Raw genomic sequence first — 23,759 nt, 5'->3', positions numbered from 1 at the left:
TGACTCTTCATGCAGGTTTGCTTCTCGCTGCGGCGGGGCAAATGGCAAGGCACAGAAAGAGGCATGTCTCAAACCATTCCCCCGCCAACAGCGAACGCAGGTCTGTGGCGTAGAGTACCCCGGTGATCTGGCACTGGTGCGCAACATGGCGCTCGATCGCAAGGTCGCCCGGATTGTGAAATGGAAACACCCTCCCTGGGCCGTCGAAAAGACCCTGAAAACAACCCGACCTGAAAACAGTCAAAATCGTCCCATCACCCGCCCCTTTTTGCAGGAATTTACCCATGGACATGAAAACCTCTCCCATCTCCCTTCTCAAAGACCCGAGCCTCTTCAAGACCGACGCACTGATCAACGGTCAATGGGTGGCAGGCACCTCGCGTTTTGACGTCAACGACCCGTCCAACGGACGAAAACTCGCCGACGTGGCAAACCTGGGGCCGAAAGACGCCGAGGCCGCGATTGCCGCAGCCAATGCGGCCTGGCCCGCCTGGCGCAGCAAAACCGGCAAGGAGCGCCACGCCATTTTGCTGAAGTGGTACCAGCTGCTGATGGCCAACCAGGAAGACCTGGGCCGCATCATGACGGCCGAGCAGGGCAAGCCTTTTGCCGAGGCCAAGGGCGAAGTGGCTTATGGCGCGAGCTTTGTCGAGTGGTTTGCCGAGGAAGCCAAGCGCGTCAACGGCGAAACCCTGCCCCAGTTTGACAACAACCGCCGCCTGATGGTCATCAAGCAGCCCATCGGTGTGTGCGCCGCCATCACACCCTGGAACTTCCCGCTGGCCATGATCACCCGCAAAGTCGCCCCGGCCCTGGCCGCAGGCTGCCCGGTGGTCATCAAGCCCGCAGAGCTCACGCCGCTGACCGCGCTGGCGGCTGCCGAGCTGGCCGTGCGCGCCGGCATCCCGGCCGGCGTGCTCAGCGTGCTCACTGCCGACAGCGCCAATTCGATTGCCGTTGGCAAGGTGTTCTGCGCCATCGACGTGGTGCGTCACATCAGCTTCACTGGCTCCACCGAAGTCGGCCGCATCCTGATGGCCCAGAGTGCACCGTCCGTCAAAAAGCTCTCCCTGGAACTGGGCGGCAACGCGCCCTTCATCGTGTTTGACGATGCCGACGTGGAGTCTGCCGTGGAAGGCGCCATTGCCAGCAAGTACCGCAACGCCGGCCAGACCTGCGTCTGCGCCAACCGCATCTACGTGCAGGATGGCGTGTATGACCAGTTCGTTGAAAAATTCTCCGCCAAGGTCAGAACCCTCAAAGTCGGCAACGGCTTTGAAGACGGTGTGGCACAAGGCCCGCTGATTGAGAACTCTGCCGTAGACAAGGTGCAACGCCATGTGGCCGACGCAATAGCCAAGGGCGGCAAGCTGCAGGTGGGCGGCCACAAGCTGGAAGGCCAGTTTTTCGAACCGACGGTGATTTCGGAAGCCACCGCCGACATGCTGTGTGCCCGGGAAGAAACCTTCGGCCCGTTTGCGCCGGTGTTCCGCTTCAAGGCCGAACAGGAAGCCATTGACGCGGCCAACAACACCGAATTTGGCCTGGCCAGCTATTTCTACAGCCGCGACATCGGCCGCATCTACCGTGTGGCCGAAGCGCTGGAGTACGGCATGGTCGGCATCAACGTGGGCGTGATTGCCAGCGAACATGTGCCGTTCGGCGGCGTGAAGCAGTCGGGTCTGGGCCGCGAGGGCTCCAGCCACGGCATGGAAGAGTATGTGGAGATGAAGTATCTGTGCCTTGGGGATATTCTGCGCTGAGTTACCCCGCAAACCTGCACTGACATGCGTCTGCTGCTTGTTGAAGACGAAGCCGAGATGGCGTCCTGGCTGGTGCGTGCATTCAAGCAGACCGGCTTCGTGCCGGATCATGCGCCGGATGCCGCCACAGCCGAATCGCTGTTGGCCGGTAACGACTATGACGCTGTGGTGCTCGACCTGCGACTGCCCGACAAACACGGGCTGGCCCTGCTGTCAGACATGCGCAAAGCCGGCAATCGCACACCCGTACTCGTGCTGACCGCACAGGGCTCGCTGCAAGACCGGGTGAAAGGCCTGAACGTCGGGGCAGACGACTTTCTGACCAAGCCCTTCGCGATCGAAGAACTGGAAGCCCGCCTCGCTGCGCTGGTTCGGCGCAGCCGGGGGCGCTCCCACGCGCCGCTGCAGTGCGGCTCCCTGTCATGCCCCCATGACAGCCGCGCCTTCACGCTGGCCGGCTCGCTGCTGCAGCTCACGCCGCGCGAAAGCGCGGCCCTGGCTGTCCTGCTGGCGCGCAGCGGCACGCCGGTGGAAAAGTCGCAGCTTTCCGGCAAGGTCTTTCCGGCCGACAGCAACGCCGGTCCGGATGCCATCGAACTGGTACTTCACCGGCTGCGCCGCAAGCTGGCCGGTGGCGACGTGCGCATTGTCACCGTGCGCGGCCTCGGCTATATGCTGGAAAGCACCGTGCATGAAGACGCTGCGGACTGATCCCGACCGATTCGGTATTCGCGCGCGCCTGCTGACGCTGCTGCTCCCGGGAATTCTGGGCCTGCTGGCCCTTGACAGCTGGAACGACTACCGGGCATTGAGAAACCTGGTGCAGGACGCCTACGACCAGCCCATGTTCGAGGCAGTGACCGCCTTGCGAAGCAGCCTGTCACTTGCGCAGGACGGCTCGCTCCGGTTGAATGCACCGTCTGTGGTGCAAACGATGTTCGACGCCACCAGTCCACTGCACAAGCACCTGCATGTCGGCCTGACACCCCGCGGGACTGCACAGGTCGACACGGCAGCGCCCCTGCGCAAACTGACCTTGCTGGGCGAAGCAGACCTGCCTGCACCGCCTGACTCGGCCTCCCCTGCCGGGTCCTCATCCACAGTCTGGTACGACAGTTACTACCGTGACTACCCGGTCCGCGTGGTGGCGCTCCAAAGCCAGGTCGTTGACGGTCGTGGCCACCCCTTTGACCTGCTGATTCAGGCGGCGGAAAGCACCGGGCCGCGGGATCAGGCGCAAGCGGCCTCTCTGCGGCAGGAGCTGATACGCGATGCGCGAATGGTGCTGGTGGTGGTTCTGCTGGTCTGGCTGGGAGTGACCTGGTCTCTGCAGCCACTGGAGCGGCTCCGCAAGTCTGTGCTGCAGAGCAAGGGCAATGATCTCAAGCCGCTGGACACCAGCAGTGTTCCGCACGAAGTGGCGCCGCTGGTCGATGCCGTCAACCAGCACATTGCCAGCTATCGGGACTTGCTGGACCAGCAGTCGCAGTTTCTGGCCGATGCATCGCACCAGTTACGCACGCCGCTGGCCATCATGCTGACCCAGGCAGGCGTCGCGCTGCGCGAAAAAGATCCCGCACAGCTTCACGAGACCTTGCGAGCCATCGTCTCCCAAATCTCGCGCAGCAGGCGCCTGTGTGAGCAGCTGCTGTCGCTGGCCCACGCGAGTGACTACACACCGCCCACCGACGCGCCGGGTATCGTGGACCTCAACACCATTGCAAGAGACGTCGTGCTGCAGTACCTGACACTGGCCCACGAGAAAAATCAGGATCTGGGCTGGGTGGACGCCCGGGAAGAACTGCCGGCCACGCCAATACCGGCCGAGGACGTCCTGGATGATGCATTTTCTCCAGCCGGGCTGCCTGCGGCGGCGCCCGTGGTTCCGGTGCTGGCCAGGAGCCCCGAGTTGCACGAGGCGCTTGCCAACCTGGTGCACAACGCCATTGTGTACACGCCACCAGGCGGACACATCACCGTGATGGTGAGCACCCAGGATGACATGGCTCTGGCCGAAGTTCGCGACGACGGCCCTGGCATTGCCAGGACGCGACGGGTAGAGGTCTTCGAACGCTTCCACCAGGCCAGCCCGGGCCCTGACAAAGGCCCGCGCGGGGCCGGCCTGGGCCTGGCCATCGCACGCGCTTACGCCAAGCGTAACGGCGGCGATATCGAGCTTGCAGACCTCCCTGCCGTCCCTGCCCTCCCTGTTGATAGCAATGGCGCGGGCACAGCCTCAAGCACCACCGGCTTGCGTGCCATTCTGCGCCTGCCGCTGGCATCCAACCGCCAGAGCTGAGCGCACGCGGCTGGACCACTGAGGCCCGCCTCACGGGTGCCGCCCGGTACCACACAGCACCTGCACGCAGCAACCGCAAACCTGCCCGCAAAGCCATGGCGGGCTGCAGGATGGCGGCTTGCAGCACCGTCGCGTCCCGTTAGTGATAACACGTATTTTGAGGCTAAGCGCGCAAAACGAAAGCCGATTGGAAGCCTCGATCCCTAACATCCCCCTCCAACCCGAACGCCTCGCCGGCTGCGTAGTTGCATGACCGGAAGGGACGGGACAAACCACAAGGAGACCTGGATGACCCATCCCCAGTTAATGACAACGCCCCACCGGCGCAGCCCCGGAGTCACTTCACATGAACATCAATAACCGAAATTTCGTCAGGGGCCTGTGCCTCATGGCGATTGCCCTGCTCTTTGGCCTGGTATCGCTGAATTACACGATAGGTGAATTAAGCAGGTCCGGGCCCGGGCTGTTTCCCCTGATGGTGAGCTCCTGTCTTTTTGTGATCGGCCTGCTCTCGGTGGTGCGTTCGCACTTCGTCGATCCCGTCCCCCTGGACTACAGCGTCAAAAACATCGCCCTCATTCTGCTGAGCCTTGTCGGGTTTGCGGTGATCTCCCTGCACATCAACATGATCCTGGCAATCGTATTTTTGGTGTTTTGCTCCACGTTGGCCGGTACCTCGTATTCCGTGGTCCGCAACATCAAGATCTCCGCTGGCCTGATCGCCGTGGCCTTCGCCTTTAAATACCTGCTCGGCCTTAGCCTGCCACTTTACTGATATGGAACTCCTTCACAACCTATCGCTTGGTTTCGATCAGGCACTGACGCTGCAGAACCTCCTTTATTGCGCTCTTGGCTGCACGGTGGGCACGCTCATCGGACTGCTGCCTGGACTGGGCCCTTTGTCCACCATCAGCTTGTTGCTGCCCTTGACCTATTCCATTCCCACCGGTGGCGCGCTCATCATGCTGGCCGGGATTTACTACGGGGCGCAATACGGCGATAGCGTGAGCGCCATCACCATGAAGATTCCGCACGCGAGCAGCATCGTCGCCTGCATCGATGGCTATCAGATGACCCTCAAGGGTAAAACAGGCCTGGCTCTCTTTACCGCGGGCATTTCCAGCTTCATCGGTGGCACCGTCGCGATTGTGGTCCTGTCGACGATGGCGCCGGCACTGGGGGAGGTGGGCTTCCTGTTTGGACCGGCCGACTACTGTGCCCTCATGCTGCTGGGTTTTTTCTGCGTGAGCTTTGTCAGCAGTGGCAGCTTGCTCAATGGCCTGGCCATGGCCATGATTGGCGTCCTGCTTGGGATGGTCGGTACCGACGTGAACAGCGGCGTGGCACGCTATACGATGAACCTGCCGTTTCTGATGGACGGGATTGGCCTGATCAGTATCGCCTTGGGGTGCTTCGGCATTGCCGAGGTCGTAAAAAATCTCGACAACAAAAACGTGCTCACGCCGTTCAACGGCAAGATCAAGCTCATGCCGACCTGGCCCGAGTTCAAGCGCATCATTCCCAGTGCCTTGCGCGGCAGTGTGATTGGCTCGATCCTCGGCATCCTGCCCGGCGGCGGCCCCACGATCGCCCAGTTCGCAGCTTATGCAGCTGACAAAAAATTCAGCAAATATAAGCACGAGATCGGCACCGGATGCATCGAGGGCGTGGCCGGACAAGCGGCTGCCGACGAGGCGGCGGCACGTACCAGCTTCATCCCGCTCATGGCCATTGGCATTCCCGAAAACGCAGTCATGGCCCTGATGATGGCCGCCTTCGTTGTCAAGGGCATCCAGCCCGGCCCCAACATGATCGCCAGCCACCCCGATTTGTTCTGGGGTCTGGTGGCCAGTATGTGGGTGGGCAATTGCTTCCTGGTCGTTCTCAACGTGCCCCTGGTGCGCTACTGGCTTTCGATATTCAAGATTCCCTACACCGTACTGTTTCCGGCGATTCTCTTTTTCTGCTGCATCGGTACTTACAGCATCAACAACAGCCTGGATGACATCTTCATCACAGCCGTTTTTGGTCTGGTTGGCTACCTGTTTTTGCGCCTGGATATGGAGGCCGCGCCACTCCTGCTGGGCTTCATTTTGGGCCCCATGCTGGAGGAAAATTTCCGCCGCGCCATGCTTCTGAGCCGGGGTAGCTTCAACGTATTCGTCAACCGCCCCATCAGCGGCACCTTGCTCACCGTGATCGGAGCCCTGGTCGTGTGGCAGGTGGTGGCATTTGCCCGGAAGTTGATAAAGTCACCTGATCATATTATTCATGGACGTACACATACACCTGCGGCCGCAGCCACAGCCGCAGCTGTGGTTCAAATTGAATAATCCCACTTTGGTGAGGCCACCCCAATTTCCTGAACCACTCATCAGCTGAGTTCAGTTCAGGGAATTGCTTCACGCGGCACTCAACCGGCAGCATTCGGCCCCATGATTCATGGGGCCGGTGGTCGTTGTAGCGTTGCAGCCAGTCCTGCGTCGTATCCCTGATCTTCTGCCGCCCCCTAACGCGTGGCAAGTCGGATAACTCGTTTGAATCGCTCCAGCCCTGATCGGGCTGATCAGCGGCCACCTTGGGTTGTTTGATGCGCGCAGGCAAGGGCGATGCGCGCCGGCAGCTACAAAGACGGTAATTGTGTTGAAATAAGTCTTCCTTCAGGAGACATTCAAAAATGAACCGCAGACTCTTCGTACAAGCTGGCGCCACGGTAGCTTTTGCTCCGTCCTTAATAGCTTCTCACGCACAAACTGCGGGGCCTGCAGGCACAAAACACCACAAAATCGTGATCCAGGTCAGCGACAACGACCCGGCCAAATGGAACCTGGCGCTCAACAACGCCAAAAACCTGCAGGACGACGTGGGCGCAGCCAATGTCGACATCGAAATCGTTGCCTACGGCCCCGGCATTGGCATGCTCAAGCTCGAATCTCCCACAGGCGCACGCATTACCGAAGCGATGAAAGGCAATGTCAAAGTGCTGGCCTGCGAAAACACCATGCGCGGCCAGAAGCTTACGAAAGACGACATGCTGGGCGGCATCAGCTACGTGCCTGCCGGCGTGACCGAGATCATGAAAAAGCAAAGCGAAGGCTGGGCCTACCTGCGGCCTTGATCCCCGGATTACGCCTCCAGCCAAGGCCCTTGCAAGGGCCTTTTTCTTTGAGGCCTCGTCATCCTCAAGATAGCGCAGTACCATGGATTCATCCGTCGCCCCGCCTGACGCCACGGAAATCGCCATGGAAATCGAACTCAAGCTTCGCCTGCCCCCGTCTGCGCTCGACGCGCTGCGCGCCGACCCGCTATTGGCGACCGTCCGCGCAACCCGCAAGCAGCTCGACAACATCTACTTCGACACGCCGCAGCGCACCCTGGCGCGCGCCGGTATCGCCCTGCGCCTGCGCCGCGACGGCAGGCGCTGGCTGCAGACCGTCAAGGGGGGCAACAAGAGCCAGGCCGGCTTGCACCAGCGCGAAGAAATCGAATTTGCAGTGACTGGCCCGGCCCTGGAATGGCCACCGCTGGCAGGCACGGCTTTTGAGCGCGTACTCAAACCGCTCAAAAATGAACTGGGTCCGCAATTTCGAACCCGCTTCAAGCGCGAAATCCGGCGGCTGCGCGGGGCCATGGGCGCGGAAATCGAGCTGGCCATCGACCACGGTGAAATTCTTGCCGGTGACCACCGTGAGCCCCTGTGCGAAGTGGAGCTGGAACTGCTCGACGGCCCAGTGGACGACCTGTTCGCACTGGCCCTGCAGCTGGCCGGGCGCCACCCGCTGGTGCTGGATAACCGCAGCAAGGCCGAGCGCGGCAGCCGGCTGGCCCAAGGCACGCCGCTGGCACCGCCCGTCAAGGCAAACATGCCGCGGTTGCCCCCCGATGCCGATGCGCGGGCCGTAGCGCGCCTGGCCATCGAAGAATGCCTCGCCCACTGGCAGGCCAACGAGGCAGGCTTTCTGGGCGAGTCCGACAACAGCGAATACCTGCACCAGGTGCGCGTCGCGGTGCGGCGGCTGCGTGTGGCCTGCGGTCCGCTGGCCCGTGCGGCCCACTGGCGCAATGAAGCGTTGACCCCTTTAAGAAGCAGCCTGCGCGCGCTGGGCCAGCGGCTGGGTGCGGCGCGTGACTGGGATGTATTCATTGAGGAGATCTGGCCGCCGCTGGCCAGCCACCTGCACGATGCCGAGCTGCGCCAGACACTACAGGAAGCCGCAGGACTGCTGCGTGACACCGCACGCCTTCAGGCACGGGCCGCACTGCAGGGGCGCGAGAGCCAACGCCTGCTGCTGCAACTGGGCCGATGCCTGGCACAACCGGACGATGCTGCCACCCATTCACCGAACGACCTCACGGCCCGGCTGGACCAGCTCGACCACACGCTGCGGCGGGCGTTGCCCGGGCTTGCACGCCTGAGCCCGGCGCGCCTGCACCGCTTGCGCATCGTGGCCAAGAAGCTGCGCTATCTGACCGAGTTCATCGGCAGCCGCCATGACCCCCAGGCCGTCGACGACTGGCTGGAATGGCTGAAAAATGCGCAGACCATCTTTGGTGGGCGCAATGACCGGGTGGCGGCAAAAACACAGATCGAGGCCCTGTGTGCCAGTGTGGAACTCAAATCCGGCAAGGTCCATCACACGCTCCTGGCGGCGCTGCGCGAGCAGCCTCTTCCCCACCTCCGCCTGCCGTCACTTCCCGACGCTTATTGGCGCCAGAAAGCGGGCTCCCTATAATGCTTCTTCAAGCGGGTGTAGTTCAATGGCAGAACGGCAGCTTCCCAAGCTTCATACGAGGGTTCGATTCCCTTCACCCGCTCCATATTTCTGCAAGTTTCTGCAAGTGCGCGATTCCCCCGGGAAATCGGCATTCTTTATCCTCTACCAAATCCGCCCAATCGGCCAAAACCCGCACATACAGCGACATGATGAGTCATGGGTGAGCTATGGGTGAGCACTGACGCGGCCTGGCATGAATACCACCCCTGATGACGATCTCAAGCGCATCGCCGCACTGACGCTGGCGCACTATGAAGATCACGCGCAAGCCTTCTGGGAGGGCACGCGCGACCATGACGTCAACCAGAACATTGCCGCCCTGCTGCAATACATTGAGGCGTCACCGCCCTTTGAGCTGCTCGACTTCGGCTGCGGGCCAGGACGTGATCTCAAGACCTTCAAGGCACTCGGGCATCACCCCACCGGCCTGGAGGGCGCGGCGCAGCTCGCCGAGATGGCGCGCGCCTATAGCGGGTGCGAAGTGCTGCAGCAGAATTTTCTCGAGCTGAACCTGCCGGATGGGCATTTCGACGGCGTGTTCGCCAATGCGGTACTGTTCCACGTTCCCGGCCGGGCCTTGCCGCGCGTGCTGCGGGAACTGCATGCCACGCTGAAACCTGGCGGCGTACTCTTCAGTTCGAACCCGCGCGGCGACGGGCGGGAGGGCTGGAGCGGCGACCGTTACGGCGCCTTTCATGATCTGCAGGCCTGGCAGAACTACATGTCGGCAGCAGGATTTATCGAGCTGACCCACTACTACCGTCCTGCCGGCCTGCCGCTGGAACAGCAGCCCTGGCTGGCCAGCGTGTGGCGCAAGCCGGCATCCTGATCAGCGGGTCGCTTTCGAGTGCCTGACGGCACGGGCACCAAGCACTTCAATTCAGCTTCAAATTCACATTCTTCGTATACGTGAACTCCAGCAACTCGGCAAAGCACTCCTCGCGGCCAATTCCGGACTGCTTCACACCGCCAAACGGCGCACCCATGAAATGCTGGCTGGCGTTGTTGATCCACACATAGCCCGTGTGAATCCGCCTGGCCGCGCGGTGTGCGGTATTCAGATTCTGCGTCCATATGGAACCCGTCAGGCCAAAATCCACACCATTGACCTGCTCCCACAGCGTGTCTTCGTCACTCCATTTGAAAACAGACACGATGGGGCCGAACACTTCTTCACGCGCCAGGCGCATGTGCGGCTGCATGTCTGCAAACACGGTTGCCTCGTAAAAGAAGCCGTCCTTCAGCGCCGGGTTGTCCGGCTGCCTGCCGCCGCACACCAGGCGGCCGCCGTCCTCCAGGCCGGCAGCGACATAGCCCTTGACCTTCTCCAGCTGCGCACGGCTGACGAGTGAGCCCATGGTCGTTTTCGGGTCCGTGGGGATGCCGGGCTTGTGGCGCTCCGGCAGCAATTTCACCACCTTCTCAAGCACCTGGTCGTGAATGGATTCGTGCAGGAAGACACGGCTGGTGGAGCCGCAGCTCTGACCCGACCAGGTGAAGTTCATCCCGGCGATGATGCCGTTGACGAGTTTGTCGAGGTCGGCGTCGGGGTAGGCGATGAGCGCGTTCTTGCCGCCGAGTTCCAGCAGCACGGGCTTGAGGTTGTCAGACGCCGTCTTCATGACGGCCTTGCCGGTGGGCACGCCGCCTATCAGCGTGATCTTGCGCACCAGCGGATGCTTGCCCATGGCGTCGCCGCATTCACGACCACCGCAGAGGAAATTGGCCACACCGGGTGGAAAGATATGGCCGACCAGCTCGGCGAGCCGCAGGATGGACAGCGGCGCCTGGTCAGGGGATTTCACCACCACCGTGTTGCCGGCCGCCAAGGGCGCGGCAAGCCGGGCTGCGGCAAACATGAAGGGGTGGTTATAGGCCACGATGCGGGCAATCACGCCCAGCGGCTCCTGTACGGTGTAGTTCAGGTTGCCGTCGCCCATGGGGATGGTCTCGCCCTTGACTTCGGTGGCCAGGCCCGCGAAATAGTCAAGGCAGTCGGCAGCAAAACCTGCATCCATGGCCAGGGCAGATACCGGGTTGCCGTTGTTGAGTGCATCGAGCTGGGCCAGCGGCATGGCATGCTCGCGCAACACGGCGGCAGCCTTGCGCAGGTAGCGCCCCCGTTCCACGGGTGGCGTGGCGGCCCAGGCCGGAAAAGCGGCGTGGGCCGCCTGAACCGCGGCATCCACATCGGCCGCATCGGCGACAGGGGCTGTCGTGATGACCTCGTTGTAGGCCGGATTGATGGTTTCGGCATAGCCGCCTGCCTTGGGTGCATGCCAGGCGCCGCCGTAGTAGAGGCCGCGTTGGGTTGGCAAAATGCCGGCGGGGATTTCGTGTGCGCGCATGTTGTAGGTCCTTTGATGCTTGGTTGTTCAATTCTTTGGTTTGCGACTGGGCTTACTCCCTCTCCCCCTGGGAGAGGGCGGGGGTGAGGGCTCCCCGCATTGGGTGCGCCGTGACGACTTGAAAGCCGCACGGCCCTCGCCCGACCCTCTCCCAGAGGAAGAGGGAAAGAAGCGGGGACGCGCTCAGTCTTTCGAGCGCATCAAGCCCGCCGTCATGGCCGCGCTGTAACCGGTCTGCACCACTACATCGACCACCACGGTTTCGCCCCGTTTCACGGCGGCGATCGCGTCGACCAGGATCTTCTCCAGTTCACAGGCGTCCTCCACCGGCCCTATGCCGGTCAGGCCCTGGCCGCGCGCCATCATGGCGAGGTCGGGCGACGGGTCGCTGATGCGCTGGCCTATCCAGCGGTTCTCGATCGGCCGCTTGCGCTGGCGCGCCACGCGCTCCTGGTGGACTTCGTCATTAAAGAAGGAGCGGTTGTTGCACACCACCACCAGCATGGGGATGCGGGCGTTGGCCGCCGTCCAGAGCGCGTTGACGCCCATCATGTAGTCGCCGTCGCCGATCACCGCGACAGGCAGGCGGTCGCTGCCCTTGAGGCCCAGTGCGGAGCCAATCGACATGCCGGGGCCGGACCCTATGCCGCCGCCGCCGTCGTAACCGAGGAAATCCAGCGGGTGTTTGAAGTCCCACATCTCGCCGCTCCAGCTCAGCGGCAGGCGCATCAGGCAGACCTTCTGGTCGCCGACCGCGCGCTTCAGGGTGGCCGCGAGCGTGGACACCATCATGTTGCTGGCGCCTGAAGCGCCCGGCACGGGCTGCACCGGCGCGAACACGGGCAGCGGCCGCTTGGGCGGCGCAGGCGTCTTGCGCGCCTTGACGTGCTGGTTCAGCAGGGTCACGGCCGGCTCGGGCTCGCAGAGCATGAAGACGTCAACCGGCGGCAGGCCCTGGTGGTCCATGCTCCAGCCGTTGTGGCTGTAGTGGTCCACCGAGACCTGGATGATCTGGCTGCCCACGGGTTTGTCGCCCCAGGCCTGCTTGAGCGTGCCCGAGAGGTCCAGCCAGTCCAGGCTCAGCACCACGTCGGCTTCGCGTAAAACCTGCTGCGCGTTGGGCGTGAGGAAGGCGCCGCTAGGGGCCGCATGCAGCGGGTGGGCGGTCGGGAAGGCCGCGCCCACGCGCAGGTCGGTCAGCACTTCGGCATTCAGGGTTTCAGCCAGCTGGATACGCTCTGCCCACGCGGCTTCGCTGCGGGTGACGCGGCCCATCAAAATCACCGGCCGACTGGCTTTGGACAGCAGCGCGGCCGCCTGCGCGACGATGTCATCCGAAGGCCGGGCCTGCGGCGGTGCAAGGTAGCGCGCCGGGTTGGGAATCGCCGGCCGCTCGCTGAGCTTGGACTCCTGCAGGGCCGCATCAAAGCAGACGTAGACCGGGCCCTGGGGCGCGGTGGTGGCGATCTGCCGCGCGCGCAGCAGGGCCTCTTGCGCCGAGGGAATCGACGCCGGCTGGCAGTCCCACTTGATGAAATGACGCACCAGTGCGGCCTGGTCCTGCGCGGTGTGTATCCAGTCGATCCAGGGGCGGCGCTTGTTGGCATCCACCGGGCCGGTGGCGCCCAGCACGATGACCGGCACGCGATCCACCCAGGCGTCGAAAATCGCCATGGAGCCGTGCATCAGGCCGACGTTGCTGTGCAGGATGGCGATCAGCGGCTTGCCGGTGACCTTGGTGTAACCGTGGGCGATGGCCACTGCATGCTCTTCATGCAGCACCACCATCATCTGCGGCTTTTCATTGCCCAGGTGGTTGACGATGCTGTCGTGCAGGCCGCGAAAGCTCGCGCCCGGGTTGAGCAGCACATAAGGAATATCCATCGCGCGCAGCATGTCAGCGATGGCATCGCTGGCCCAAACGGTCTCTTCCGGTTCGGAAGGCTGGGGAATGTCGCGGCGCACGGCGGAGCCGGAAGGAACAGTCATGAAATCTCCTGATAAAAAAAAGGCGGGGCTTGTTCGGGTTTGACTTACTCGGGCTTGATGTTGGCGGCCTTGATCACTTCCGCCCAGCGTTTCTGGTCACTGACAATGAGCCGGGTGAACTCGGCGGGCGTGCTGGTCTCGGCGTAAATGCCCTGCTCGGCCAGCTTGCTTTGCACGTCGGGCAGCGCCAGCGAGCGGCGCAACTCAGCATTGAGCCTATTGATGATGGCCCGCGGTGTTTTGGCCGGGGCCACCATGCCGATCCAGATGTCGCTTTCATAATTGGGAATGGTCTCGGCGATGGTCGGCACATTGGGCAGCAGCTCGACGCGCCTGGTGCCGGTGGTGCCCAGCGCGCGCAGCTTGCCGCTGCGGATATGCGGCAGCGCCGAATTCATGGGGCAGAACATCACGTCCACGATTCCGCCCAGCACGTCGACCAGCGCCGGCGCCGAGCCCTTGTACGGAATCTGCGTGATGCGGGTGCCCGTCATGTACTTGAAGACTTCGGCCGCCATGTGCTGCGGACTGCCTGAGCCAGCGGAGGCGTAAGAGAGCTTTTCAGGATTGGCCTTGGCCAGCGCGACGAGTTCAGCCACCGTGGTGGCCTGCACTCTGGCGGGCGAGACCACCAGCACCATGGGCACGCGGCCCATCATGGTGATGCCGGTCAGGTCGCGATTCACGTCGAAGGGCAGCTTGGGATACAGCACCGGGTTGACCGCCACGGTCTGGTTGGGCGCGACCGCGATGTTGTAGCCGTCGGCCTCCACCTTGGCCATGAAGTCGGTGGCGATGTTGCCGGCCGCGCCGGGCTTGTTGTCGACGATGACGGGCTGGCCGAAGGACTCGGACATCTTCTGCCCCAGGATGCGGGCCAGCACGTCGTTGGAACCGCCGGGCGGCAGCGGCACGACGATGTGGATGGGCCTGGTCGGGTAGTCCTGGGCCCAGCCCAGCGGGCTTGCCAGGACGGTGGAAAGGCAGAGGGCAAACATCCCTGTGCGGCGGTTGAATCTCATGTCGTGTCTCCAGTATTTATGGCGCGAATTTGCATGCGCCAGTCATCCTAGTAAAGACTCAACAATGATTCAATCTTGAACTTTGAATCAATGTGAACAAGGCCCCCACGGTCGCTCACTGCGTGTAGCTCCCTGCCCCCCGAGGGGGCCGCTGCGCCTGCGGTGTGGCAAAGCCAGTCCCGCGGCCCCTGCTGGTGAAGACCGGATCGATCAGGCGGCCGTAGGGGCCACAAACTTCGCCCGGGGCCGCAGCAACGTGCCGCTGGCGCGCTGCTCTTGAACGTGAGCGACCCAGCCTGCAATCCGGCCCAGCACAAACAGCGCAGCCGTCGCCTGACGCGGCAGGCCCATGGCGCGGGCCATCACGACCAGGGCCAGTTCCTGCCGGGGCAGCAGGCCCGCGCTGCTGCGCATCTCGTCGATGAAACGCGATATCGCGCGCAGTTCGCGGCTGGGGTTCCGGCGGGCGAACACCATCTCGAGCAGCTGCGCGGCGCGCGGGTCGCCCTTGGGGTAGAGCGGGTGGTTAAAGCCGGGAACGCTCTGGCCCTGCGCGTGCAGCTTGTGGGCGCGCTTGACGAGCGCCGCCTTGGTCTGGGCCTGGCCCAGGAAGTCTTCCACCCGTTCGTACATGCGGCCCACGTCCACGCCGGAGGTGGCGCACAGCGCCGACGCCAGGCAGCTGTGCAGTGTGCCGCCGGCGGAGGCCACCACGCGGGCGCTCAGCGTGCCGGGTGGCAGTTCGTGGTCGGCCATCAGGATCAGCATGGCGCGCAGGGCTTCGCTGTTCTCGGCGGTGGGCGGCATGGCCAGCGCATGGAGCAGGCCCGTGACCACGGATTCGCCTCTTTGCATGGGGCGGTACCTTTGCGCCGCACCGACAAAGCCGCAGCAAGCCACCACGGTCTGCATGATCTCGCGCGCGGCCGGCAGGGTTTTGCCCTGCGACAGTCGCTCGGCCACCGGGCCGCGCCGCATGCCCAGCAGCAGGATCACCAGCGCGAAGGACTCCAGCACGTTGCCCTGCGCCTGCAGCGAGGTCAGCGTCTGCGTCAGCTTGACGAGTTCGGCGGACGGCCTGCACACCGGCCAGGCCGGCGCCTGCGCCTGTGCTTGGGTGTCGAGCTCGCCGGTCCAGAGCAGCTCGGCGACCGCTTCGAAGGAAGCGCCCGAACGGACCAGGTCAGCGGCCAGGTGGCCGCGGTAGCGCGGCCCCTGCTCAGTGATCTCGGTGATGGAGGTCGGGAATATCGGCTCGCCCCAGTTCATGGCCGAGGCCGCCACCGCGCCATGGCCGGAGCGCGCCAGCGAGCGCATGCCCACGCGTGTGATGTCGTCACGCAGGTAGAGCTTGTCTTTCTGGCCCTGCTGGGCCACGCTGCGTATCCAGCCCCGGCTCACATAGGCGTACAGCGTCTGCTGCCTGACGTTGAGGATTTTCATGGCCTCGGCCGCCGAGGCGTAATCGCGGCGCAGCGCTTTGTCCGGGTGGTCCATGGGTGTGCCTTAAGGTCTCCTGGCGAAATGATGACAGCTTGCCGCAGCCACAACCCATCAGCTCAGCGCATCACGATGATGACTATACCCAGCAAGGTCAAGGCACTGCCCAGCACGGTGGTGGCCGTGATGTCCTCCTGGTCTTTGAACAACAGATGGCTGAGCGGAAAGACCAGAAGCGGAGTGCACAGCGTCACCAGGGTGGCAACCGCCAGCGGGATGTAGCGCATGGAGCTGATCACGCAGATCTGCGCGGAAATCGTGCACACGCCGATCAGTGCGTACAGCCATGCACCGCTGCGGCTGGCAGAGCGAAAGCGGGCGGCAAGCTCACGTTTGCCGGCGCTGAAGGCCAGGTGCAACACCAGCCCGCACACCGCACCCGCCAGCGCGCCCAGGATGGGTTCGTTCCAGTTGCGCACGGCGGCGCCGCGCAGCACATTGCCAATCGCATACGCCAATGAGCTGCCCAAACCAAGCAACAGGGCCGACTCCAGCAGACGCTCATGCACGGTCGCCCTGGCCGTGATGGGGGCCGCGTCCGAGCGGGACGCCATATCAGGGACGGATTGCCGGCGAACGAAGAATCCCGGCTTGTAACTTGCCAGAATCAAGCCGCCAATGGTCATCGCCATGCCTCCGGCGACCAGCAGCGTCAGATGTTCGCCAAGCAACAGCCATGCCATCACGGCCGCAAATAGCGGGCTGCTCACCTGGAACAGGCTGGCTCTGGCCGGGCCGAAACGGACCACCGACTCGTAAAAAAACCATCGCCCCAGGTAGGTGGAAAATGCGCCCGCCAGCACAAACAGCCAGAAGGCCTGCGCATTCCATTGCACGCCGCCGCCCCGCACAGCGAGTTGAACCGCAAAACCCAGCGCGGAAAAAACAACATTCACGACCGTCGCAATCAAAAACCCCAGGTCAAGCGGAATGCGGCTGGAGGCGACCTTGGTGATCAGAGTGGATGTGGCGAAGAGCAACAAGGCCCCCGCCGCCAGCAGGTAGCCGATGAGGGCATCAGACATCGGCCGCCGGACCCGGCACGTGGGCGCCATCACGCGTCAGATCTTGAATGCTTCAAGCGATTCGGGGGCAAACAGTTCACGCGGCTCGAGCAGTCGCCTGGAGAGGCCTTGCTCAAACGAGTAGCGCAGGAAGGTTCGCAGGGTTTCCTCATTCTTCTCAAAACCATAGGGCCAGAAGTCTTCGCCCATCTCCCGCCTGACCTGTTCCACGTGCGAGGTCAGCCAGGGGAGCATGGCCTTGAGCGCAGCGGTTTCGTACAGGTCTTCGTAAGTGCGGCGCTGGGACTCCTCCAGCGCTTTCATCATGGAGCGCGCGACCCAGCGGTTGGCCTCGTACACGTCGCGACGAATCGCCACCGTGTGCATGATGGGAAATATTCCGGTTTCCCTGAAGTAGTTGCGCTCCACCTGCTCGTAGTCTTCAAACAGGCGCAGGACCCGGCCACCGCCCTTCAGAAAACTCGACGGCATGCGCGCGGTATAGAGCGCATCAATCTCGCCGTCAAGCAGCATCTGCGCCAGTGTCTGTTCAGGGCCAATGCGTTCCACCCTGATATTCGGCGGCAAATCAAGCTTGATCTTTTCGGGCCGCCCCGGTTCTTCTTCGCCGCCAGTGAAGTAGGTGACGCTGTCCACCGGCACGCCGTAGTGGTCGGACAAAATGCCGCGAATCCAGACCGGGGCGGTCATCTGGTATTCGGGGTTGCCGACGCGCTTGCCAATCAAATCCCGGGCTTCACGGATGCCCGATTTGGCATTCACATAAATGCAGGAGTGCCGAAAAAAGCGCGAGGGGAAGACAGGAATCGCCACAAACGGCCGCGCCCCGCTGAACAGCGACACCGTGTAGGAAGACAGCGACATCTCGGCCACCTCGAACTCCTTGTGCCTGAGCATGCGAAAAAAGGTTTCCTCGACCGGCATGTTGAGGTAATTCAGGTCAATGCCGTCAGGCTGCACGCTCCCGTCCATCAAGGCACGGGTGCGGTCATAGTTCCAGCAGCCGAAGCTCAGTTTAAGTTTTGACATGTAGATGGTTACTCCGATTTGATGCCTGCGGCGATGATGGCTTTGGCCAGGCGCTCGTTTTCGCCCAGGATGGCCTTGTTGTAGTCAGCAGGTCCGCTGCCGATCGGGTCGATGCCGGCATTGTTGAGTATCTGTATCACCTCGGGCATTTTGGCAATCTGCGCCATTTCCGCGCTGATGCGCTCAACGATGCTGGCCGGCGTGCCGGTGGCGGCCAGTACACCCACGATGGGTGCAAAGTCAAACCCTGGAATGATCTCGGCAATGGCGGGCACACCGGCTGCCTGGCTGGAGCGCTGCGCCGCATTGGTGGCCAGCAGTTTGACCTGCCCCGCTTTCACAAAACCAGACAGCGAAGGCAGCGCCGAAAACAGCACCTCCACCTGGCCGCCAATCAGCGCGGGGACCGACTGCCCGGAACCCTTGAAAGGAACGTGCGTCAGGTCCAGGCCAAGCGAGCCTTTCATTGCTTCCATCGTCAGGTGGTGCGTGCTGCCGATGCCGGAAGAGCCGTAGTTCAGCGTACCCGGTTTGGCCCTGGCCAGGGCAATGAACTCCTGCAGGGTGTTGGCGGGCACCTTGGGATGCACCGCCAGGTACAGCGGAGCCCGCGCCGCCAGGGACACCGGCATGAAGTCCCTTTTATAGTCGTAGCCCAGATTCTTGTAGATCGTTGGGTTGATGGAGAACATCGAACCGTCGGTGACCAGGAAGGTGTAACCGTCTTTGGGCGATGTGGCCAGCACCTGCGCGGCCACCACGCCATTGGCGCCAGGCTTGTTGTCCACCACCACCGACTGACCTAGCTTGTCACCCAGGCGCTGCGCAAAAATGCGCGCCACGGTGTCAGGCAGTCCACCTGCCGAATAGGGCACCACGAACTTGATGGGTTTGTTGGGGTATGCGCCCTGGGCGCGCGCGCCGATGGACAACAGTATTGTGGAAGCCGTCAGCAACGCGGTGGCGAGCAAAAAAATACGCCGTGGTTTCATGGAATGTCTCCGTTTGGTTTCATGGCAAGGGCAAGGGCAAGGGTCAGGGTCAGGGTCAGGATAGATACGTCAGCCCTACTGGGCAGACGTGGAATAAGAAGGCTCGAGCGCAGGCGCGCCTGAGTCCCAGACGTGAGACGCGGGGAAAACGCGCCAATCGGTGGTTTTGGGAACGATGGCCTGAAACGCGCACACACTGGACGGTATGCGGGCCTCACCCGTACCGATGGCGGTCCCGCCGGCCTGAAATGCACGCACAGCCTCCAGCATCTGTTGGCGAAACTCCACCACAGCCAGGTCACTGGCGCCCAGCCGCTCGTGGGTGCGGTCGGCAATGGGCCCCATGGTCACCCACATCGCAATATCCTGGTTGGGAAAACCGGTGATGCCCGTGAAGTTGCCCGCCTTCATCGCGGCGCGGTCCTGCCAGAAGTGGTTGCCGCGGTTGCGCAGCGGCATGTATTTTTCATCGAGATCAACCCCCACCTGCTGGCCCAGGAACTTCCGCCAGGTGGCGGTTTCCGGGGTTTGAGAGGGATGACCCCAGGCGATGAAATAAAACGCCGTATGGGTGTCGTCCATTGGCACGTTGATATTGGCCACGTTGTACAGGTTGTTGGGCGGAATCAGCGCAGTAGCCGGGGCCACGAAGACGGTTGAACGAACGTAATCGTTCGCGGCCGCATTGCTGATGGGCCGGCGTATGGCCGCATACCGGAAACCATAGGCGCCGCGCTCCACCTGCATGCGGGGCGCCTTGTCGGTGGACGGCCGCAGCCAGTTGGTGTCGGTCGCCTTGGCGGTGTCAACGCGGGCGGGCACCATGTCCGACGAATGCAGGCTGGAGCTGTGCGCCGAATCAATGGCACCTTCCAGGATCTGCGCCCAGTTGCAGGGAATGATGGCTTTCGCGACCGTCACCTGCGTGTCTGCAGTAGGAGCCCAGGCCGGCGGCTGAAATTCGGGGAGCGTGTCGGGCGGCCCCATGTAGGCCCAGACAAAGCCGCCCCACTCCCTGGTGGGATAGGCCAGGTGCTTGACCTTTTGCGCCATGCCGCTGGCCGCAGGCTCCGACACCATTTCAAGCACATTGCCCTCGACGTCCATCTTCCAGCCGTGGTACAGGCAGCGCAGGCCGCAGTCCTCGTTGCGGCCGAACACCAGTGATACGCGCCGATGCGGGCAGTATTCGTCCATCACGCCCACGCGGCCATTGGTATCGCGAAACACCACCAGGTCCTCACCAAACATCCGGGCCTTGATGGGTGTGCCGTCGGGCTCACTGACTTCTTCAATCAGGCAGACCGGCGTCCAGTGGCGGCGCATCAACTGGCCCATGGGCGCGTTGCCTTCAACGCGGCACAACAACTCATTTTCTTCAAAGGTCAACATCTCTAAATTCCTCAAATCGATTGACTGACGTCAACTAAAAACCAAAACAAAAAAACCGCTTGCAAATCCCGGCCAGGAAGATTATTCTTAGATGACTAAGATTATTCGCGATTTCCAGATTTGTCAAGACTGTTTACGAAAGGCCACGATGAGCGTTAACCCTGACGTCGGCGCGAGCGCGGGCGGCACACCGGCCGAGCCGGATTTTTTCAATCTCAAGGTCGTGCGCAAGGAAGCTGTTGCGCAAGGCATTTACCTGTTCGAATTGCGCCATCCGGAGGGTCTGGATTTGCCGGCCTTCACGGCGGGGTCGCATCTCACGGTTCAGGTGCCCAATGGCGCCCGGCGCAACTACTCCCTGTGCAGCGACCCGGCTGACACCAGTTGCTACCAGATTGCCGTCAAGCGCGACGCCGCGGGCCGCGGCGGCTCCATCAGCATGGCCGACGATGTGCAGGTGGGCCAGTTGCTGGCGGTCAGCGCGCCGCGCAACAACTTCGAATTGCACCCACGGGCCTCGAGCTTTCTGTTCATTGCCGGGGGCATCGGCATCACGCCGGTTTTGTCCATGATGCGGCATCTCAAAAGGCAGGGGCGCAATCCGTTCAAGCTGATCTACTGCACCCGGGACGCCGACGGCACGGCATTTCTGCAGGAGTTGACCGGGCCAGAATTCGCGGAGCACGTGCAGTTGCACCATAACCACGGCGACGCCAGCAAAGCCCTGGACTTGTGGCCGGTGTTCGAAACCCCGGGCAGCGCGCATGTGTATTGCTGCGGCCCGCGCGGCCTGATGGACGCGGTGGCCGACATGTCGGGCCACTGGCCATCCGGCTCGATCCACTTTGAGAGTTTTGGCGTTGATGCCAGCGTCTACGCGGCCGACACCGCATTCACCGTGCGCCTGCACAAGACCGGCGTCAATGTGCCGGTGGACGCGGGGCAAAGCATTCTGCAGGCGCTGCGGGCCTGCGGCCATCATGTGACCAGTTCGTGTGAAAGCGGCACCTGCGGGTCTTGCCGCACCACGCTGCTGGCGGGCGAAGCCGAACACCGGGACATGGTCTTGAGCGACGACGACAAGACGCACCAGATCATGGTCTGCGTGTCGCGTGCAAAATCTTCCGAACTCGTACTGGACTTATGAAAAAGCGCACCCTGCAAATCGGCATCGTCGGGTTGGGCCGGGCCTTTACGCTCATGCTGCCCACGTTTGTGCACGACAGCCGCGTCAAACTGGTGGCGGCGACTGACCCCTTGCCTGCCGCCAGGGCGCAGTTTGAAAGGGATTTTGGCGCCCCAACGTACGACTCGATGGAAGCCCTGTGCGCCGACCCTGCGGTTCAGGTGATCTACATCGCCTCTCCGCATCAGTTTCATGCGGCCCACGTGTGCCTGGCGGCCTCCTTCGGCAAGCACGTGCTGGTGGAAAAACCGATGGCGCTCACACTGGATGAATGCACGCGCATGATTGAAGCGACCCGCAGCGCGGGCGTCCATCTCATCGTCGGTCACAGCCACAGCTTCAATGCGCCCATCCGGCGCGCCCGGGAAATCATTGACAGCGGGCTCTACGGCAACGTCCGGATGATTTCAGCGCTGAACTTCACCGACTTCCTCTACCGGCCGCGCCGCCCGGAAGAGCTGGACACACGGGCCGGCGGTGGCGTGATTCACAGCCAGGCAACACACCAGATGGACATCGTCCGCTTGCTCGGTGGCGGGCTGGTCAACAGCGTGCGCGCCCACACCGGTGCGTGGGACCCTGCCCGCCCCACCGAGGGTGCTTACAGCGCCCTGCTGGGATTTGAAGGTGGCGCCTTTGCGTCCACCACCTACAGCGGCTACGGACACTACGATTCGGACGAGCTGATGGACAACATCGGCGAGATGGGCCAGGCCAAAAGCCAGAGCGACTACGGCGCTGCGCGCAAGCGGCTGCAGGGCGCTGCCACCTCCACCGAGGAAGCCGCGCTGAAAGCGGCACGCAACTACGGTGGCAGCCTCTACGTTCCGTCCATGACCTTGCCCCAACCCCAGGCAGCGGCGCATCAGCATTTCGGGCAAGTCATCGTCAGCTGCGAAAAAGCAGACCTGCGCCCGGGTCCTTTGGGCATTGCCGTCTACACCGACCGTGAGAAAATTTTCGAACCCCTTCCCTGCCCCGCCATTCCCCGCCAGGAAGTGATTGACGAACTCCATGAAACCCTGGTCGATGGCCGCCGGGCTGTTCACAGCGGCGAATGGGCACGGGCTACCACGGCTGTCTGTCTGTCCATTCTGGAATCGGCAAGGTCGGGCAAAGAGTGCCATCCCGGGCATCAAGTCGGTCACAATATCAATTCATGAGCAATGACACCCAGAGCATCATCCGCCACTGGCGCGAAGCCGTTCCCAATGACCGCCTCGCGCACCTGATCCGCGACGCTTCGCGCGCCTTTCACAGGGCCCTGCAGGTCCGCCTGGCGCAGCATGGGGTGCCGTTTGGCCACTGGACTTTTCTGCGCATCCTCTGGGAGTCCGACGGTCTCACGCAAAAAGAGCTCAGCGAGCGCGCCGGCGTGATGGAGCCCACCACCTTTTCCGCGATGAAGGCCATGGAAGCTCTGGGCTACATCATTCGCAAGCAGCTACCTACCAACAAGAAGAATGTGTATGTCTATCTGAGCAGCGAAGGCCGCGCACTGAAGAAAAAGCTCGTGCCCCTGGCGGAGGAAACCAACAACGTGAGCATTGAGGGCATTGCTGCCGACGAGATCAGGATCACCCGCAAGGTATTGCTCGCCATGATCGAGAATCTGGCCGCCGATGAACTACTGCAAGCCCCGCCCGCCAGGCGCAAGGCTGCGGCAGCCAAACCTGCAGACTCATCGGGAAAGCCGCGCAAAAGCCCGGCGCCGGTAAAAGGCAAAAAAGCCGCCGCCTGACGGTGAATCGCAGGCCGGCGGTTTTTACTTTTTCAGCCTGGGGCTGATCAAGTCAGATCAGATCAGATCAGCTTGACGCCGGTTTTGGCTTGCAGCGATTCTTTCGTCACGCCAGGCGCAAGTTCCATCACCTTGAGGCCCTGCGGCGTCACGTCCATCACCGCCAGATCGGTGATGATGCGGTCGACCACGCCCACACCCGTCAGTGGCAGTGTGCATTGGGGCAGGATCTTCATGTCCTCGGTGCCGTCTTTCTTCCTGGCGACATGCTCCATCAGGACGATCACGCGCTTCACGCCGGCGACTAGGTCCATGGCGCCGCCCATGCCCTTGACCATCTTGCCCGGAATCATCCAGTTGGCCAGGTCGCCCTTTTCACTGACCTGCATGGCGCCCAGGATGGACAGGTTGATCTTGCCGCCACGAATCATCGCGAAGCTGTCATGGCTGCCGAAGATGGACGAACCTTTGATGGTGGTGACCGTCTGCTTGCCGGCATTGATCAGGTCCGCGTCAACCTGATCTTCTGTCGGGAACGGGCCAATGCCCAGCATGCCGTTTTCGGACTGCAGCCACACCTCCTTGTCGCCGGTGAAATTGGCCACCAGGGTCGGGATGCCGATGCCGAGGTTCACGTAAAAACCGTCTTCGAGTTCCTGGGCGGCGCGTGCCGCCATCTGGTCTTGGGTCCAAGGCAT

At 62.6% G+C, this 23,759-nt stretch carries 22 protein-coding genes and 1 tRNA gene; 12 read left to right on the top strand and 11 right to left on the bottom strand.

Translation table 11 applies throughout. The annotated features are described in order from the left end of the window. Positions 1-7: 7 nt before the first annotated feature. Positions 8-292: a hypothetical protein gene (locus AC1DUB_RS21280; RefSeq protein ID WP_477731173.1), complete on the bottom strand. Its 285-nt coding sequence runs from the start codon at positions 290-292 to the stop codon at positions 8-10. On the opposite strand from AC1DUB_RS21280, the gene AC1DUB_RS21275 reads away from it, so the two are divergent. From AC1DUB_RS21275 to AC1DUB_RS21255, 5 genes are all read left to right on the top strand, one after another. Next, positions 285-1,763, top strand: coding sequence for an NAD-dependent succinate-semialdehyde dehydrogenase (locus AC1DUB_RS21275; protein ID WP_477731172.1), 1,479 nt, complete (start codon positions 285-287; stop codon positions 1,761-1,763). The genes AC1DUB_RS21280 and AC1DUB_RS21275 overlap by 8 nt on opposite strands. 24 nt (positions 1,764-1,787) lie before the next feature. Beyond that, positions 1,788-2,474 carry a response regulator gene (locus AC1DUB_RS21270; protein ID WP_477731171.1) on the top strand — a complete coding sequence of 229 codons (687 nt, stop codon included), beginning with the start codon at positions 1,788-1,790 and terminating at the stop codon, positions 2,472-2,474. Further along, entirely contained in the window at positions 2,455-4,062 is a 1,608-nt protein-coding gene (locus tag AC1DUB_RS21265; protein WP_477731170.1) for a sensor histidine kinase, read from the top strand. Before AC1DUB_RS21270 ends, AC1DUB_RS21265 begins: the two co-directional genes overlap by 20 nt. Before the next feature lie 346 nt (positions 4,063-4,408). Further along, complete coding sequence (locus tag AC1DUB_RS21260) at positions 4,409-4,837, top strand: tripartite tricarboxylate transporter TctB family protein (RefSeq protein ID WP_477731169.1); 429 nt, start codon at positions 4,409-4,411, stop codon at positions 4,835-4,837. Position 4,838: 1 nt separating this feature from the next. Then, positions 4,839-6,395 carry a tripartite tricarboxylate transporter permease gene (locus AC1DUB_RS21255; RefSeq protein ID WP_477731168.1) on the top strand — a complete coding sequence of 519 codons (1,557 nt, stop codon included), beginning with the start codon at positions 4,839-4,841 and terminating at the stop codon, positions 6,393-6,395. On the opposite strand, the gene AC1DUB_RS21250 is transcribed toward AC1DUB_RS21255, so the two are convergent. Then, positions 6,328-6,639 carry an integrase core domain-containing protein gene (locus tag AC1DUB_RS21250; RefSeq protein ID WP_477731208.1) on the bottom strand — a complete coding sequence of 104 codons (312 nt, stop codon included), beginning with the start codon at positions 6,637-6,639 and terminating at the stop codon, positions 6,328-6,330. The two genes, AC1DUB_RS21255 and AC1DUB_RS21250, sit on opposite strands and share 68 nt — an antisense overlap. A gap of 100 nt (positions 6,640-6,739) precedes the next feature. Between AC1DUB_RS21250 and AC1DUB_RS21245 the strand changes: the two genes are divergently transcribed. The 4 genes from AC1DUB_RS21245 to AC1DUB_RS21230 all read left to right on the top strand — a co-directional run bounded on the left by AC1DUB_RS21245 (position 6,740) and on the right by AC1DUB_RS21230 (position 9,666). Next, entirely contained in the window at positions 6,740-7,180 is a 441-nt protein-coding gene (locus AC1DUB_RS21245; protein WP_477731167.1) for a DsrE family protein, read from the top strand. An 82-nt stretch (positions 7,181-7,262) separates the two neighbouring features. Then, positions 7,263-8,795: a CYTH and CHAD domain-containing protein gene (locus AC1DUB_RS21240; protein WP_477731166.1), complete on the top strand. Its 1,533-nt coding sequence runs from the start codon at positions 7,263-7,265 to the stop codon at positions 8,793-8,795. A gap of 11 nt (positions 8,796-8,806) precedes the next feature. Next, a tRNA-Gly gene (locus AC1DUB_RS21235) sits at positions 8,807-8,880 on the top strand. A 150-nt stretch (positions 8,881-9,030) separates the two neighbouring features. Further along, positions 9,031-9,666 (top strand): class I SAM-dependent methyltransferase, encoded by a 636-nt coding sequence (locus AC1DUB_RS21230; RefSeq protein WP_477731165.1) that lies wholly within the window; start codon positions 9,031-9,033, stop codon positions 9,664-9,666. Positions 9,667-9,712: 46 nt separating this feature from the next. Here the strand turns inward: AC1DUB_RS21230 and AC1DUB_RS21225 are convergent, their stop codons facing one another. From AC1DUB_RS21225 to AC1DUB_RS21190, 8 genes are all read right to left on the bottom strand, one after another. Further along, positions 9,713-11,185 carry an aldehyde dehydrogenase family protein gene (locus tag AC1DUB_RS21225; protein ID WP_477731164.1) on the bottom strand — a complete coding sequence of 491 codons (1,473 nt, stop codon included), beginning with the start codon at positions 11,183-11,185 and terminating at the stop codon, positions 9,713-9,715. 183 nt (positions 11,186-11,368) lie between these two features. Continuing rightward, a complete protein-coding gene (locus tag AC1DUB_RS21220; protein ID WP_477731163.1) occupies positions 11,369-13,174 on the bottom strand; it encodes a thiamine pyrophosphate-binding protein in 1,806 nt (601 codons plus the stop codon). A gap of 44 nt (positions 13,175-13,218) precedes the next feature. Then, entirely contained in the window at positions 13,219-14,196 is a 978-nt protein-coding gene (locus AC1DUB_RS21215; protein WP_477731162.1) for a Bug family tripartite tricarboxylate transporter substrate binding protein, read from the bottom strand. 210 nt (positions 14,197-14,406) lie between these two features. After that, on the bottom strand, positions 14,407-15,693 hold the full coding sequence (locus tag AC1DUB_RS21210; RefSeq protein WP_477731161.1) for a citrate synthase: 1,287 nt from the start codon (positions 15,691-15,693) through the stop codon (positions 14,407-14,409). A 62-nt stretch (positions 15,694-15,755) separates the two neighbouring features. Then, positions 15,756-16,721, bottom strand: coding sequence for an EamA family transporter (locus tag AC1DUB_RS21205; RefSeq protein ID WP_477731160.1), 966 nt, complete (start codon positions 16,719-16,721; stop codon positions 15,756-15,758). Positions 16,722-16,757: 36 nt separating this feature from the next. Continuing rightward, complete coding sequence (locus AC1DUB_RS21200; RefSeq protein ID WP_477731159.1) at positions 16,758-17,750, bottom strand: substrate-binding domain-containing protein; 993 nt, start codon at positions 17,748-17,750, stop codon at positions 16,758-16,760. Positions 17,751-17,758: 8 nt separating this feature from the next. Then, positions 17,759-18,742, bottom strand: coding sequence for a Bug family tripartite tricarboxylate transporter substrate binding protein (locus AC1DUB_RS21195; protein WP_477731158.1), 984 nt, complete (start codon positions 18,740-18,742; stop codon positions 17,759-17,761). A 75-nt stretch (positions 18,743-18,817) separates the two neighbouring features. Further along, positions 18,818-20,134: a Rieske 2Fe-2S domain-containing protein gene (locus AC1DUB_RS21190; protein ID WP_477731157.1), complete on the bottom strand. Its 1,317-nt coding sequence runs from the start codon at positions 20,132-20,134 to the stop codon at positions 18,818-18,820. Positions 20,135-20,282: 148 nt separating this feature from the next. Here AC1DUB_RS21190 and AC1DUB_RS21185 point away from each other — a divergent pair, with 148 nt between their 5' ends. Genes AC1DUB_RS21185 through AC1DUB_RS21175 form a run of 3 tightly spaced genes read left to right on the top strand, consistent with a single transcriptional unit; the run spans position 20,283 to position 23,061 of the window. Further along, positions 20,283-21,281 (top strand): PDR/VanB family oxidoreductase, encoded by a 999-nt coding sequence (locus tag AC1DUB_RS21185; protein WP_477731156.1) that lies wholly within the window; start codon positions 20,283-20,285, stop codon positions 21,279-21,281. Continuing rightward, positions 21,278-22,483, top strand: a complete 1,206-nt coding sequence (locus AC1DUB_RS21180; RefSeq protein ID WP_477731155.1) for a Gfo/Idh/MocA family protein — start codon at positions 21,278-21,280, stop codon at positions 22,481-22,483. The genes AC1DUB_RS21185 and AC1DUB_RS21180 overlap by 4 nt, the downstream gene beginning before the upstream one ends. Beyond that, positions 22,480-23,061 carry a MarR family winged helix-turn-helix transcriptional regulator gene (locus tag AC1DUB_RS21175; protein WP_477731154.1) on the top strand — a complete coding sequence of 194 codons (582 nt, stop codon included), beginning with the start codon at positions 22,480-22,482 and terminating at the stop codon, positions 23,059-23,061. The genes AC1DUB_RS21180 and AC1DUB_RS21175 overlap by 4 nt, the downstream gene beginning before the upstream one ends. Before the next feature lie 62 nt (positions 23,062-23,123). On the opposite strand, the gene AC1DUB_RS21170 is transcribed toward AC1DUB_RS21175, so the two are convergent. Beyond that, entirely contained in the window at positions 23,124-23,759 is a 636-nt protein-coding gene (locus AC1DUB_RS21170; RefSeq protein WP_477731153.1) for a 3-oxoacid CoA-transferase subunit B, read from the bottom strand.

The sequence above is a fragment of the Polaromonas sp. P4_F9 genome (genome assembly GCF_056401235.1).
This window is presented reverse-complemented; position numbering and strand designations above follow the sequence as displayed.

Bases quoted from the DNA above. Each gene is read 5' to 3' on its own strand.
- AC1DUB_RS21275 (WP_477731172.1), top strand. From the start codon at position 285: ATGGACATGAAAACCTCTCCCATCTCCCTTCTCAAAGACCCGAGCCTC.
- AC1DUB_RS21280 (WP_477731173.1), bottom strand. From the start codon at position 292: ATGTCCATGGGTAAATTCCTGCAAAAAGGGGCGGGTGATGGGACGATT.
- AC1DUB_RS21270 (WP_477731171.1), top strand. From the start codon at position 1,788: ATGCGTCTGCTGCTTGTTGAAGACGAAGCCGAGATGGCGTCCTGGCTG.
- AC1DUB_RS21265 (WP_477731170.1), top strand. From the start codon at position 2,455: ATGAAGACGCTGCGGACTGATCCCGACCGATTCGGTATTCGCGCGCGC.
- AC1DUB_RS21260 (WP_477731169.1), top strand. From the start codon at position 4,409: ATGAACATCAATAACCGAAATTTCGTCAGGGGCCTGTGCCTCATGGCG.
- AC1DUB_RS21255 (WP_477731168.1), top strand. From the start codon at position 4,839: ATGGAACTCCTTCACAACCTATCGCTTGGTTTCGATCAGGCACTGACG.
- AC1DUB_RS21245 (WP_477731167.1), top strand. From the start codon at position 6,740: ATGAACCGCAGACTCTTCGTACAAGCTGGCGCCACGGTAGCTTTTGCT.
- AC1DUB_RS21240 (WP_477731166.1), top strand. From the start codon at position 7,263: ATGGATTCATCCGTCGCCCCGCCTGACGCCACGGAAATCGCCATGGAA.
- AC1DUB_RS21230 (WP_477731165.1), top strand. From the start codon at position 9,031: ATGAATACCACCCCTGATGACGATCTCAAGCGCATCGCCGCACTGACG.
- AC1DUB_RS21225 (WP_477731164.1), bottom strand. From the start codon at position 11,185: ATGCGCGCACACGAAATCCCCGCCGGCATTTTGCCAACCCAACGCGGC.
- AC1DUB_RS21220 (WP_477731163.1), bottom strand. From the start codon at position 13,174: ATGACTGTTCCTTCCGGCTCCGCCGTGCGCCGCGACATTCCCCAGCCT.
- AC1DUB_RS21215 (WP_477731162.1), bottom strand. From the start codon at position 14,196: ATGAGATTCAACCGCCGCACAGGGATGTTTGCCCTCTGCCTTTCCACC.
- AC1DUB_RS21210 (WP_477731161.1), bottom strand. From the start codon at position 15,693: ATGGACCACCCGGACAAAGCGCTGCGCCGCGATTACGCCTCGGCGGCC.
- AC1DUB_RS21205 (WP_477731160.1), bottom strand. From the start codon at position 16,721: ATGTCTGATGCCCTCATCGGCTACCTGCTGGCGGCGGGGGCCTTGTTG.
- AC1DUB_RS21200 (WP_477731159.1), bottom strand. From the start codon at position 17,750: ATGTCAAAACTTAAACTGAGCTTCGGCTGCTGGAACTATGACCGCACC.
- AC1DUB_RS21195 (WP_477731158.1), bottom strand. From the start codon at position 18,742: ATGAAACCACGGCGTATTTTTTTGCTCGCCACCGCGTTGCTGACGGCT.
- AC1DUB_RS21190 (WP_477731157.1), bottom strand. From the start codon at position 20,134: ATGTTGACCTTTGAAGAAAATGAGTTGTTGTGCCGCGTTGAAGGCAAC.
- AC1DUB_RS21185 (WP_477731156.1), top strand. From the start codon at position 20,283: ATGAGCGTTAACCCTGACGTCGGCGCGAGCGCGGGCGGCACACCGGCC.
- AC1DUB_RS21180 (WP_477731155.1), top strand. From the start codon at position 21,278: ATGAAAAAGCGCACCCTGCAAATCGGCATCGTCGGGTTGGGCCGGGCC.
- AC1DUB_RS21175 (WP_477731154.1), top strand. From the start codon at position 22,480: ATGAGCAATGACACCCAGAGCATCATCCGCCACTGGCGCGAAGCCGTT.
- AC1DUB_RS21170 (WP_477731153.1), bottom strand. From the start codon at position 23,759: ATGCCTTGGACCCAAGACCAGATGGCGGCACGCGCCGCCCAGGAACTC.